At 70.6% G+C, this 12,401-nt stretch carries 12 protein-coding genes; 8 read left to right on the top strand and 4 right to left on the bottom strand.

From position 1 onward, the window contains the following. Window positions 1–58 precede the first annotated feature (58 nt). Window positions 59–1,273, bottom strand: a complete 1,215-nt coding sequence (locus AC13HU_RS18875; RefSeq protein WP_483043067.1) for an ABC transporter substrate-binding protein — start codon at window positions 1,271–1,273, stop codon at window positions 59–61. A gap of 299 nt (window positions 1,274–1,572) precedes the next feature. On the opposite strand from AC13HU_RS18875, the gene AC13HU_RS18870 reads away from it, so the two are divergent. The 3 genes from AC13HU_RS18870 to AC13HU_RS18860 all read left to right on the top strand — a co-directional run bounded on the left by AC13HU_RS18870 (window position 1,573) and on the right by AC13HU_RS18860 (window position 4,670). After that, the gene (locus tag AC13HU_RS18870; RefSeq protein ID WP_483043066.1) at window positions 1,573–2,880 is read left to right on the top strand and encodes a phytase; all 1,308 of its coding nucleotides are present in this window, start codon (window positions 1,573–1,575) and stop codon (window positions 2,878–2,880) included. 180 nt (window positions 2,881–3,060) lie between these two features. Then, window positions 3,061–4,032 carry an inorganic phosphate transporter gene (locus tag AC13HU_RS18865; protein ID WP_483043065.1) on the top strand — a complete coding sequence of 324 codons (972 nt, stop codon included), beginning with the start codon at window positions 3,061–3,063 and terminating at the stop codon, window positions 4,030–4,032. After that, a complete protein-coding gene (locus AC13HU_RS18860; protein ID WP_483043064.1) occupies window positions 4,026–4,670 on the top strand; it encodes a DUF47 domain-containing protein in 645 nt (214 codons plus the stop codon). The genes AC13HU_RS18865 and AC13HU_RS18860 overlap by 7 nt, the downstream gene beginning before the upstream one ends. A 184-nt stretch (window positions 4,671–4,854) precedes the next feature. Here the strand turns inward: AC13HU_RS18860 and AC13HU_RS18855 are convergent, their stop codons facing one another. Continuing rightward, window positions 4,855–5,598: a GntR family transcriptional regulator gene (locus AC13HU_RS18855; RefSeq protein ID WP_483043063.1), complete on the bottom strand. Its 744-nt coding sequence runs from the start codon at window positions 5,596–5,598 to the stop codon at window positions 4,855–4,857. Window positions 5,599–5,771: 173 nt separating this feature from the next. Between AC13HU_RS18855 and AC13HU_RS18850 the strand changes: the two genes are divergently transcribed. After that, complete coding sequence (locus AC13HU_RS18850) at window positions 5,772–6,815, top strand: Gfo/Idh/MocA family protein (protein WP_483043062.1); 1,044 nt, start codon at window positions 5,772–5,774, stop codon at window positions 6,813–6,815. 264 nt (window positions 6,816–7,079) lie between these two features. Here AC13HU_RS18850 and AC13HU_RS18845 read toward each other — a convergent pair whose 3' ends face one another. After that, window positions 7,080–7,499, bottom strand: a complete 420-nt coding sequence (locus AC13HU_RS18845) for an ArsI/CadI family heavy metal resistance metalloenzyme (RefSeq protein WP_483043061.1) — start codon at window positions 7,497–7,499, stop codon at window positions 7,080–7,082. Window positions 7,500–7,579: 80 nt separating this feature from the next. Here AC13HU_RS18845 and AC13HU_RS18840 point away from each other — a divergent pair, with 80 nt between their 5' ends. The 4 genes from AC13HU_RS18840 to AC13HU_RS18825 all read left to right on the top strand — a co-directional run bounded on the left by AC13HU_RS18840 (window position 7,580) and on the right by AC13HU_RS18825 (window position 11,448). Further along, window positions 7,580–7,975 (top strand): ArsR/SmtB family transcription factor, encoded by a 396-nt coding sequence (locus tag AC13HU_RS18840; protein ID WP_483043060.1) that lies wholly within the window; start codon window positions 7,580–7,582, stop codon window positions 7,973–7,975. A 254-nt stretch (window positions 7,976–8,229) separates the two neighbouring features. After that, window positions 8,230–8,994, top strand: coding sequence for a phosphatase PAP2 family protein (locus tag AC13HU_RS18835; RefSeq protein ID WP_483043059.1), 765 nt, complete (start codon window positions 8,230–8,232; stop codon window positions 8,992–8,994). A 185-nt stretch (window positions 8,995–9,179) separates the two neighbouring features. Beyond that, window positions 9,180–9,707 carry a GNAT family N-acetyltransferase gene (locus AC13HU_RS18830; protein WP_483043058.1) on the top strand — a complete coding sequence of 176 codons (528 nt, stop codon included), beginning with the start codon at window positions 9,180–9,182 and terminating at the stop codon, window positions 9,705–9,707. Between the two features lie 130 nt (window positions 9,708–9,837). Further along, window positions 9,838–11,448, top strand: a complete 1,611-nt coding sequence (locus AC13HU_RS18825; RefSeq protein ID WP_483043057.1) for an IS1634 family transposase — start codon at window positions 9,838–9,840, stop codon at window positions 11,446–11,448. Between the two features lie 97 nt (window positions 11,449–11,545). Here AC13HU_RS18825 and AC13HU_RS18820 read toward each other — a convergent pair whose 3' ends face one another. Beyond that, window positions 11,546–12,277, bottom strand: a complete 732-nt coding sequence (locus tag AC13HU_RS18820; RefSeq protein ID WP_483043056.1) for an alpha/beta fold hydrolase — start codon at window positions 12,275–12,277, stop codon at window positions 11,546–11,548. Between the last annotated feature and the right edge of the window lie 124 nt (window positions 12,278–12,401).

The following is a 12,401-nucleotide window of genomic DNA, read 5'->3' as shown; positions in this document are numbered from 1 at the left end:
TCCGTAACGTGTCCGTGATCGGGCCGGCCCGGTCGCGGCGGACCGGGCCGGCAGATGGTCAGCCGTGGTTGAGGCGCCAGAGGTCCTGCATCGTCTGCAGATTGCTGAAGTCGTTGCTGAGCTTGGCCGGGTCGAAGACGAAGAGCTGCTTGTTCCAGTCGGTCAGACCGGCCGGCATGAAGGCACCGGGCTTGAGCTTGGTGTTGCCGGGGATGCCGCCGGTGTCCATCTGGGTGTCGACGCCGGTCTGGGTGAGCATGAAGTACACGAACAACTTGGCCGTGTTCGGGTGCTTGGTCTTCGTGGCGATCGCCGCGTACTTGGGGTACTGGTAGCCGGCCCAGGGCTGCATGCCGGTGCAGACCCGCATCGCGAAGCCCTTGTCCGCCACGTCGCGGAACTTGGCGTTGGACACCAGGGCGACGCGCTGCTTCGTCTGGTTCGGCGAGGCGACGGCGGCCGCCGCGTCGTCGTCGGAGGAGGTGAGGATGGGACTGTTCTTGGCCAGGCCCTTGACCCAGGTGTCGGCCGCGGAGTCGCCGGCCGGCAGGTCCTTGCCGTACTTCGCCTTGTACGCCTCGCGCAGCGGGGTGTCGCCGCCGGACTTGAGCTGGTTGAAGAACTCGACGATGTTGGGCTTGCTCAGCGGGTCCTGCATGGCGACCTTGCCCTTCCAGGCGGGATCGGCCAGGTCCCAGATGTTCTTGACGGGGCAGCCCTTCGGGGAGAGCTTCGGGTTGTAGACCCACATGTTGCCCTTGGACAGCACCTGCAGCGGGTTCTGGCTGGCGGCGGGAATGTCCTGCGCGAGGCTGCCGGGTATCCAGGTGTAGACCACCTTCTGGGACAGCAACTGGCCGACCAGCGAGGGGCCGTCCTCGTAGAAGGTGGCGTCGATGGTGACGTTGCCGGCCTGGTTCTCCCTGGTCATCTTCTCCAGGGTGTCGCCGACCTTGCTCTTCACGCCGGTGGCCTTGATGCCGTACTTGGCGGTGAAGGCCGCGGCCGTCTTGGTGATGTCGCCGGTGCTGTCGTAGACGGTGATGCCGCCTTCCTTCTTCGCGGCGGCGATCAACTGGTTCAGGTCGAAGCCGGAGTCGATGACCGGCGTGGCGCCGGGTTCGTCGCCCGACTTGGTGCCCGAGTTGGTGGTACCACCGGTCGACGGCGCGCACGCGGCGATGCCGCAGAGCGCGCCGGCGAGCAGCGCGGCCGTGATGTACCGCCGGCGGACGGTGGTTCGGGGGCGGTCCCCGGGGATGTGGCGTGGCATTGCCTGACCTCCCGCAGTGTCCCGGAGACAACCGGGCTCGTTTGGCGTGGTCCGAGGCCATGAGAGCGGCTCGGCGACCTGATGGGCGACAGCTTTGACCGCGCCACGGCAATATGTCAAGACATTCTGAGGAAACCAATCGGTAACGCCCTCTTGGTGAACACGTTGCCCGCCGGCCATCTGCCGTTCACACGGCCGCCGCTCGCGGCCTTCGTCCGCACCCTTCCTTTGTCCATACATTCTTATGTAAGGTCCACAACACCTTCGGGTAACCCATCCACTCCTGTCAGGGAGAAAACATGCGCAGCCGCACCCGTCTGGCCGCCGGTCTCGCCGTGCTCGTCACGGGGTTGACCGCCGCCTCGGCGACCGCCGCCACCGCACCACTGCCCGGCAACACCAGCGTCCCGCCCGTCCACGCCAAGGCAGAGACGACACCGCTGTTCGACGACGACGCCGGCCACAACTCCAACGCCGACGACCCCGCCGTCTGGTACAACTCCGCCCACCCCGGATCGAGTCTGGTGCTCGGCACCGCCAAGGAGGGCGGCCTGGACGTGTACGGCCTCGACGGCCACCCGGTCCAGTCCCTGCCCGCGCCCGCCACGACCGCGGACGGCGCGGCTCCGAGCCGCTTCAACAACGTCGATCTACTGCCGGACCTGCGCTTCCCCGACGGCCGCCGCTCCGACGTCGCCGTGGTCACCGACCGCGGCCGCGACCGCATCCGCTTCTACCGGATCGACGACTCGAACCCCGCCGCGCCGCTGAGCGACGTGACCGACGCGGCCGTACCGCGCGCCTTCGCCGCGACCGATGTGGACGACCAGTTCACCGCGTACGGCACCGCCGCGTGGCACGACCCGCGCACCGGCCGGTCGTACGTCCTGGCAACCCGCCGGCACACCGCCGAGGTCGGGCTGTTCGAGGTCACCCTCACCTCAACCGGCACCGTGACCTACCACAAGGTGCGCGGCCTGACCCTGCCGAGCAGCTTCCGCACCCCCGGCGGTACCTGGAGCCCCTGCGAGGACCCGGGCGCCGGGCCGCAGGCCGAGGGGCTGGTGGTGGACGCGGCGAGCGGCACCCTCTACATCGGCCAGGAGGACATCGGCATCTGGAAGATCTCCGCGAACCTCACCGGCGCACCCCAACTGGTCGACCGCACCAAGCAGTTCGGCGTCCCCGCGGTCTACGACCCGGCCGCCGACGAGTGCGTCGCCGGCGCGGACCCGGGCTACGGCGGCAGCCACCTGACCGCCGACACGGAGGGGCTGACGCTCTTCCACGCTCCGTCGGGCCACCAGTACCTGATCGCCTCCAGCCAGGGCGACTACACCTACTCCGTCTACGACACCTCCCACGGCGACCGCTGGACCGGCGCCTTCCGGGTGGCCGCGGGCACCGCGGTCGACGGCACGGAGGAGACCGACGGCATCGCCGCACTCAGCCGGCCGCTCGGCTCGGCCTTCCCGCACGGCGTGTTCGTCGTCCAGGACGGCTACAACGCACCGGCTCCCGGCGCCGCCGACGACGGCGACCGCACCGACACGAACTACAAGATCGTCGACCTGTCCGACGTGATGCGGGCGGCCGGGGTGCGCTGAACCCCGGCCCCGGTGTGGCGGGTCGACCCGCGCCCGATGCCCACCTCCGCGTCATGTCCAGGCGCGCGCCGCCCGTAGCGCCCGTTCTCCCGCGGGCGGCGCGTGCCGCCAACACCCCCGCCGCCCGCGGGTGAACGGCTCCGCTGCGAACGGCTCCTTGAGCGAAAGGCCACTGCTCCTTTGACGGTCACCGTTGCCCTGTGCGTCACCGCCATCGCCTTCGTCTTCATCAGCGGCGCCAACGACGGCGGCGCGCTCCTCGCGCTCGCGGTACGCCACCGCGGCCGATCGGCGGGCCTCATACTGGCGCTGCTGGTGGTGGCCGTGGGCGTGGGGCCGAACCTGTTCGGACTGGCGGTCGCCCGAACCTTCACCGGGCGGCTGGCCCAGGGCTCGCCGGACACCGCGCGCCTGGTGTTCCTGGCCGGCGCCGGCGCGGCGGTCGCCGTCGTACTGGTGCTGACCTGGCAGGGTGTTGCCACCTCGCTCACGCTCGCCGCGCTCGGCGGGCTGGCCGGCGCCGGCGTGGTGCTCGGGGTGCAGCCGGCCTGGGGCCGGCTCGGCGCCGTGCTGGCCGTCGGCCTCGCGGCACCGCTGGTCGGTGTGGCGGCCGGCTGGCTGATCGGCCGCGCCGTACGCAGGGTGCCGGCGGTCCGCGGCATGCCTCGCCTGGTGCGCTGGCTGCAACTGGCGGCGTACGGCACGCAGTGCCTGGCCTACGCCGCCAACGACGGGCAGAAGATGTTCGCCGTGGTCGCCGTCGCCTTCGCCGGCGACGCGCTCATGCCCCGCCCGTGGGCGGCGGGCGACGTGATGGTCGCGGTGGTGTTCGCCGCCGGCGCGCTCCTGGGCGCCCGCCGTGTCGCACGCGGCGCCGCCGGCCGTCTGCTCACCACGCGTCCCTGGCAGGTGATGTCCGCCGAACTCGCCTCGTCCGCGGCGGTGCTGTCCACGGCGGGCATGGGCATGCCGGTCAGCATGACCCAGTCGGTGGCCGGCGGGCTGGTCGGCACCGGCGCCAGCGAGGGCGGCCGGCGCGTGCGCTGGCAGTTCACCGTCCCGCTGCTGACCGCCTGGCTGGTGACGCTGCCGGCCAGTTTCGCCGCCGGCTCACTGGCCGGCCTGATCCTCAAGGGGGTCGCCGCATGGTGACCGCAACCGTGCGCCGCATTCTCGGCGACCTCACCGGACGCTCGCACCGCAGAACGATCGACCTGCTCAACCAGCAACTGGACGCGACGGTGAAGGGCGTCGACCTTGCCGCGGACCTCGCTGCCGGACGTATCGCGCCGGACGACGCACGCGCGCGCATGGGCGACGTGGAGCACGAGGGCGACAGCCGCCGAGCCGCGCTGGTGGCCGAGTTGGCGACGACGCTGACCACGCCCATCGACCGCGAGGACCTCTACCGCTTCTCGCGCTCGGTCGACGACGTGCTCGACAACGTGCGGGACCTCGTCCGTGAGACCGACCTGTTCGGCATGACCGGCGATCCGACCGACCTGCCCGCCCTGGAAGCGGTACGCGAGGGCCTCGTCGCCCTGCGCGAGGCGGTCACCGCGTTGCCGACCAGCCCGTCCCGGGCGCAGGAGGGCGCCATGGCGGCCCGAAAGGCCGCGGGCCGGGTGCGGCGGGAGTACCAGACCTCCGTCGCCGCCCTGTTCCGCCGGGAGTTGGGCGCCGGCACCCTCAGCCGCCGCGAGTTGCTGCGCCGCCTCGACGTGATCGGCCTGCGCCTGAACGGCGCCGCCGCCGACCTGTCCGACGCGCTCCTCAAACGGGGGCACTGAACTTGGTCTTCAGCCCCACCAAGACATGATCCCGGTGGGGTTGAAAACGAAGCTGAACCGCACCGGGCCGGACCGCCGCCTCGCACGGTCCGCCGCCTCGCACGGTCCGCACGGCAACACAACTCCCGGGTGCCCGGCTTCCGGCACCCGGCACCCGGCACGCGACGGCGGTACGCCCGCCCGCTCAGGGCGCGGCGACCGTCATCTCGAACGAGTAGCGCGAGGCCCGGTAGACGTGGGAGCCGTATTCGACCGGCTTGCCCGAACCGTCGAAGGCGGTGCGGGTCAAGGTCAGCAGCGTGGCGCCCCGGGTCTCCTCCAGGAGCCGCACCTCGGCGGCCGTGGCCCGGCGGGCGCCGATGGTCTGCTCCGCGGAGGTCAGCCCGACTCCGGACTCGCGCATCAGCTGGTAGAGGCCCGACCCGGCCAGCGCCTCTTCGGTCAACTCGATCAGGCCGGCCGGCAGATGGTTGCTCATGAGCGCGATCGGCTGGTCGTCGGCGAACCGCAGGCGCTGGAGCGCCACCACGGGCACCCCCTCGTCCACGCGCAGCGCGGCGGCGATCTCCGCGTCGGCCGGGATGGTCTCGATGGACAGCACCTGGGTACGCGGCCGGCGCTTGTCGCGCTCCAGGTCCTCGTAGAGGCTGCTGAACTCGACGTGCCGCCTTATGCGGTTGGCGACGACCTGGGTGCCCACCCCGCGCTTGCGGGCCAACAGCCCCTTGTCGACGAGGTGTTGCATGGCCTGACGCATCGTCGGGCGGGACAGCCCGAACTGGTCGGCCATGGCGATCTCGTTGCTCAGCCTGGTGCCGGGCGGCAACTCGCCGGACTCGATGAGGCTCTGCAGTTGCTGGGCGAACTGGAAGTAAAGGGGTACCGGGCTGCTCCGGTCGATGGTGATCTTCTTCGCGAACGTCTCCACGTCACCCTCCGCACGCTGCTGCCGACCTCGCTAGTATGCCTCATTCCACTCAAACACAGAACGTTCTTATGTCATAACAAACTCTTGATCTGTGGCTCATCCAAGGGTAGAAAGCAGGTGGGCCGCTCAGGCCCAGCTCAGGTCCCCTGTACCGTCCACGAAAGGCTCCGTACATGCGCATAGGACTCATCGGCACGGGCCGCATCGGCGCCTTCCACGCCGCGACGCTCGCCGGGCTGCCGGCCGTCACCGGTCTCGTCGTGCACGACGCCGACAAGGACTCCGCCCGCGCCGTGGCGACACAGGTGGGAGCGGAGTACGCCGGCGACCTCGACACGCTGCTCGGGGCCTCCCGCCTCGACGGCGTCGTCATCGCCGCGCCCACCGGCATCCACGCCGAACTGATCCTCGCCGCCAATCGCGCGGGGCTGCCGGCCTTCTGCGAGAAGCCGGTCGCCGGCACGCTGGAGGAGACCGACGCGGTCCTGTCCGCCCTGGAAGGCTCCGACGTCCCCCTGCACATCGGCTTCCAGCGCCGTTTCGACGTCGGCTACCAGGCGCTTCGCGAGGCCGTCGCCGACGGACGCCTCGGCTGGACGCACACCCTGCGGGCCTGCACCTCCGACCCGACACCGCCCCACCCCGGCTACATCCCGGGTTCGGGTGGCATCTTCCGTGACTGCTCCGTGCACGACTACGACATCGTCCGCTGGGTCACCGGCCGCGAGGTCACCGAGGTCTACGCCACCGGCGCCAACCGCGGCGAGGACTTCTTCGCGGCCGCCGGCGACGTCGACACCGGCGTCAGCGTCCTCACCCTCGACGACGGCACCCTGGCCACCTGCACCGCCACCCGCTACAACGGCGCCGGCTACGACGTACGCCTGGAGGTCTGCGGCTCGAAGGGGACCCTGGTCGCGGGACTGACGGAGCAGACCCCGCTTGCCTCGGGCGAGGGAGCGGCCTGGCCGACCGGAACTCCCCACGCGAGCTTCATGGACCGCTTCCTGGATGCGTATCGCGCCGAACTCAGCGCCTTCACCGAGGTGGTGGCCGGCATCCGCCCCAGCCCCTGCACCGCCCAGGACGCCCGTGCCGCCCTCGCCGTCGCCGATGCCGCCACCCGCTCCCTGGCCGAAGGCCGCCCGGTCCAGGTCCCGGTCCACGTCCCCGCGCAGGTGTCCGTGCCGGACGGAAGGGCGGGAGTGACCGCCTGATCCGGCTGCCGCCCTGCGACGGCGCCCCGCGCGCCGTGGGTCCCGGGACTGCTCCCGGGACCGCCCCCGGCCCGCCCGATGCGCCGGCGCCGGCCGGGGGATCGTCGCCCGTACCGGCGGCCTGTCGCCGGCGCCGGCCGGGGTCGCGGCGGGCTTCCTCGGTTCCGTTGGCACCCGCCCAGGGCGGGGACGGATGCGTTGCGCGGGTGGGGTGACGGCGTATCACGCCGCCTGGACTCCTACGTGACGGCCGGCGCCCCCGCCCTACCCGGCGCAGCAGGCGTCGCCGTCCAGAACGGGGCTCTTGCCCATCTGGTCGGCGTCGGCCTTGACGACGTAGACCTCCCAGGGCTCCTCTCCGGGGCCGTGGACCCACACCTTGTCCTGGAGCGCGTAGCAGCAGGATGTGTCGTTCTCCTCGAAGGTGGCCAAGCCGGCGTCCTTGAGGCGGGTGGCGGCCGCGGTGACCTCGTCGATGCTTTCGACCTCGACGCCGAGGTGGTCCAGGCGGGTGCTCCGGCCCGGCTCGCCCTCGATGAGGACGAGCTTGAGCGGCGGGGTGGCGATGGCGAAGTTCGCGTAGCCAGGGCGGCGCTTGGCGGGCTCGACACCGAAGAGCTTGGAGTAGAAGGCGACCGACGCTTCGAGGTCGGCGACGTTGAGCGCGAGCTGGATACGAGACATGACGGTCTCCCCGATCAGGTTGCATTGACGTCTGTCGATTCAACCTTGCACTTTGAATCGAAGAACGTCAACATAGAAGTATGTCGAAGCAAGAGATTGCGGCCCTCGGCCCGGATGGCGTCGACGGATGCTGCGTGGGACTGCTCACCGCCCCGTTGGACGAGGAGCGGGCCGCGGCGCTGGCGAAGGTGTTCAGGGCGCTGGGCGACCCGGTCCGGCTGCGGCTGCTGTCGATGATCGCCTCGCGCGCGGGCGGGGAGGTGTGCGTCTGCGACCTCACCCCGGCCTTCGACCTGTCGCAGCCGACGATCTCCCACCACCTGAAACTGCTGAAGCAGGCCGGGCTGATCGACTCCGAGCGGCGCGGGACGTGGGTGTACTACCGGCTGCTGCCCGAGATGACCGACCAGCTCGCCGCGATCCTCACCCGCCCCGCAGGCAGCTCCCCGCCCCGGTCCGCCGTGGCCGCGTCGTGAGCACCGACAGCACACCGTGCGCCGGGCCGGGCCGGCCCGTCCGTCTGTCCCTCCGCCGCGCCCGGCCGCATGGAGGCCGCGCACTCCCCCGCCACGGGCACCGTGTACGCTGACGGTTTACCCGATAGATGGCCACAGTTCGTTGAATTGGCCTTCTGGAGTTCATCGTCTACATTCCAGTAGACAATCTGCCTCCACGGCGACGACCGGCCAGGAACGGACACGGTCCGAGCCGGTTCCGAAAGACGGTGCTGATGATCACAGGCTCCGCAACGTTGGCCTTCAACGGGTCGCACATCGACGGACCTCTGTTCACCACGATCACGGACCTGGCCCGTGACACCCGGTGGCTCAACGGGTTCGTCGAATGGTGGACCAACGTCCAGCTGGGGGTCTTCGCGGTCCTCATGGTCGTGGGCTGGTGGCGGGCCCGGCGGCGGGACGGCGCCGCGATGACGCTGGCGCTGGCCGTGCCGATCAGCGTCGGCGTGGCCTTCGCCTGCGCGGAGGTGGTCAAGAAGATCGTGGCCGAGCAGCGGCCGTGCCGCTCGCTCCCGCACGCCTTCATCGTCGAGACCTGTCCCGTGCCCAACGACTACGCGTTCCCCAGCGGCCACACCACGGTGGCCGCCGCGTCCGTGGCCGCGCTCTTCCTGCTGGACCGTCGACTCAGCGCGATCGCCGCGCTCTTCGCGGTACTTGAGGGCTTCACCCGGGTCTACGTCGGCGCCCACTACCCCCACGACGTCCTCGGGTCCGCGCTGCTCGCCCTGCCCATCGCCTACCTCACCAGCCGGGCGCTGGGCCGCCTCGCGACCCCCGCGATGACCCGGCTGCGGGAGAGGGCACCGCATCCCTTGCTGGTGGCCGCCGACCGCGGGCGGGCCGACGCTCACGACGCTGCGAGCCGGCAGCCGGCGCCGTCCGAAGGCGCCGAACCGTCCGAACAGGCCACGAACACCGCGCAGTCCACCCGCTCGACGCATTCGCCCGGGCAAGGCCGGCACGCCCGCCGCTGAGCGGAGCGGAAGCCGCAGCCGGCGGGGAATCCGCGGGGGCGGCAACGGCAACGGGCGCCCACGACGCGAGGGAAACGCGAGCTGCGCGATCGCCTCGATCCTCCGGCGGGCGTAGCGAGCGGCGGCGCGGGCACCCTCGCATACGCCGGCCGTCTCATCCGACGCACCACGACGAGGATCAGCCCATGCCCGGCAGCACCAGGATCCGCCTGATCGAACCCACCGACGCCACCCCGATAGCCGCGCACCGGGTGCGGGACGTCGAGGCGTTCCGGCCGTGGGAACCGGACCAGCCGGCCGACTTCTTCACCCCGGAGGGCCAGGCGGAGCGGATCGACCGCCTACTGGCCGGATACCGGACCGGCGCGGTCTGGCCGGGCGTGGTGCTCGCCGACGACCAGGTGATCGGGCAGGTCTCCGTCGGAGGCATCCTGCCGCAGCCGCACCTGCGCCGCGGCTCCGTCGGGTACTGGATCGCCAGTACCGCCCAGAACCAAGGGCACGCCGGGCGCGCCGTCGAACTCGTACTGCGGGTGATGACGGACGAACTCGGATTGCACCGCGCCCAGGCGTCCACCCATCTGGAGAACCTGCCGTCCCAACGGGTGCTGCGCCGCAACGGGTTCAGCCCGTACGGCGTCGCCCACTCCTCGATCCTCCTTGACGGGAGTTGGCAGGACGGGCTGCTGTGGGAACGGATCCTCGGCGACTAGGGCCGTACTTCGCGGGTGGCTGAGTCGGGTGGAGTTGCTGCCTGGCCGTGTCCGGTCGGGGGGTCGTCGTGTTGACCGGGGTGTGACGAAGTCTTCTCGGTCCCCGCGGTTACGGACGGTGCGCCCGCGCATGGAATGTGTGGTCAGCGCCGTGGTGGAAAAGCGTCTGGGCGCTCTGCCTGTCGCTGCCGAGTTTCTGCGCCGGCTTGATGTGGCCGGGACCGTCGACCGGCTGTGCCCGGGCCGCGACATCGCCCATGTGACACACGGCCAGGTCATCGAGGTGCTGGTGGCCAACCGGCTGACCGCGCCCGCGCCCTTGTGGCGGGTGGATCGCTGGGCCCGGGAGTGGGCCGTGGAGGAAGTCTTCGGGATGGAGGCGGAGCTGCTCAACGACGACCGTCTGGGCCGGGCCCTGGACGCCATCGCCCCGCACCTGAGGGAGCTCACCGACAGCGTCGGGGCCCGGGCGATTGGCGAGTTCGGCATCGATGTGTCCACGTTCCACTGGGACATGACATCCATGTCGCTCTATGGTGCCTACCCGGCCGACGATCAGGACGAGGAGTATCCCCGCATCAAGCACGGCCATCCCAAGGACCGCCGCTACGACCTCAAGCAGATCCAGACCGGCCTGGCGGTGACCGGCGACGGCGGCATCCCGCTGCTGTCCCGCGTCATCGACGGCGGAGCCGCGGAGATCTCCCAGATCACCGGCACCATGAACGCTCTGCGCGCGATGGCCGGACCGAAGGAGTTCTTGCTGATCGCCGACTCCAAGCTGATCTCCTACGGCAACGTGGCTGCCCTGATCAAGGCCGGGACCGATTTCATCGCCCCGGCCCCCGCTTCCAAGGTCGACGACGCCGTCTACGCCGCCCTTGGCCTCGATGCGGCCACCGTCGTGGACTACACCCCGGCCCGCGACGAGGACACCCCCGCCGCAGAACGCGAGATCTACCGGGTCCTGGAAGACATCCACCTGCTGACCGGGCCCCGCAAGAACGATCCCCCGCTCGAGGTACGCCGGATCCTGGTGCACTCCACCGGCAACGCCAAAGGCCAGCAGCGGGCCCGCGAGAAACGCCTGGCCAAGGCCCGCGAGGACCTCGACAAGCTCCAGCACTCGGCCGGCGGCCGCTACTACAACACCGCCGAGAAGATCGCCGCACGCCTCGGTGTGATCACCCGCACCCGCCGGGTCTCCGGCTGCCTGTGCACGCAGATCACCACGGACGAAACCGGACGGCCCGCCCTGTCCTGGCACTTCGACCAGGACGTGCTCCAGGCCGAGGCTGCCGTCGACGGCTGGTACGCGCTGCTGACCACCCTCACCCCCGAACAGGCCGATCCCAGCGAAGTACTACGCCGCCACAAAGGCCAGGGCACGGTCGAGCGCCGATACGGCGACTTCAAGGGCCCGCTGGCCGTCACCCCCATCTTCGTGCAGGACAACAAACGCGTCGCCGCACTGATCACCGTGATCTGCCTGGCCCTGCTGCTGTTCTGCCTCATCGAACGCCAGGTCCGCAGAGCACTGGGAGGCGAGCAGAAGATGCAGGGGCTGTATCCGGGCAGCCAGAAAGTGCGGCCCACCGGCCGAATGATCCTCTACCACCTGTCCGACCTGCGGCTACGGGTCGGCAGCGCCACCGACCCACCCGTCATCGCCATCACCCGAGGCATCCAGCTCCACCTCCTCGGCCTGGAACCCACACACCCCCGCTGGCCAGAAACCTGAACACCACCGTTGGCCAGTGAGCACGCGATGTGGCCAGCCTGCGCGTTCGCGGTCCCACTGCGCTCGGGCAGCCCTGGTGGACCTGACTCTGGCGCGCTCAGCTGCGAACAGGTAGATGCCGGGCGAAGCGGCGGACGGCTTCGGTGAAAGCATCCGGATCGTCAAAGTTCGCGAGATGTCCTGCCCGCGGGATCAACTCGACGCGGGCGTGCGGATGCGCGCGGACGAAGTCCATCTCGCCGGACCGGAAGACGGTGTCCTTCTCGCCGTTCAGGATGAGCACGGGAGCCGCCACATGACGCATCGCACCCGCGTCGAAGCGGCCCAGCACCTCGCCCCAGGCGGCCGGCAGACTGTGGAAGGCGTAGCCAGAGCGGATGGTCGCCTCCACCACCTCGGGAGGATAGAGCCGGCGCAGCAACCGGTCGTTCCACCGGGCCAACCGATCCGCCGGCATACGAGGGACGAGCCCGGCGACCCACCGATACGGCGTTGCCCACGGGCCACAAGTTGAGGCGCTGGCCCCCGCAAGGACCAGCCCGCGCAGCTGCTCCGGGCAGCGCCGCGCGAACTCCAGTGAGGCGTATCCGCCGAGCGAGTGCCCGACGACCAGAGCCGGCCCGCGGTCGAGCGAGTCCACCGCGGAAGCGATGATCTCCGTCGCCGCGTTCAGGCTCCATGGTTGAGCAGAGCGGGCGCCGTGGCCTGGTAGGTCAACGGCGGCTACCGGGAAGTCCTCTTGAAGTGCGGTGAGCTGCGGGCTCCACTGTCCCGCGCTGAACCGCGTCCCGTGTACCAAGACGATGGGCGGTGCATCCGCTGCCGTCATGAGTCCCCCAGATCAGCGCTCTCCTCGGAGCGACTCTACCGGCGGGGCCATCCCCGGCGCTGAGACGCGAAAGTGCTGTCCAACGGGGACGCTCAGACTGGCCAACTACAGACCTGTACGAACT

The sequence above is a fragment of the Streptomyces sp. NH27 genome (assembly GCF_056859195.1).
Note: the sequence above shows the minus strand (reverse complement) of the source record. Positions and strands in the feature narration are given on the sequence as shown.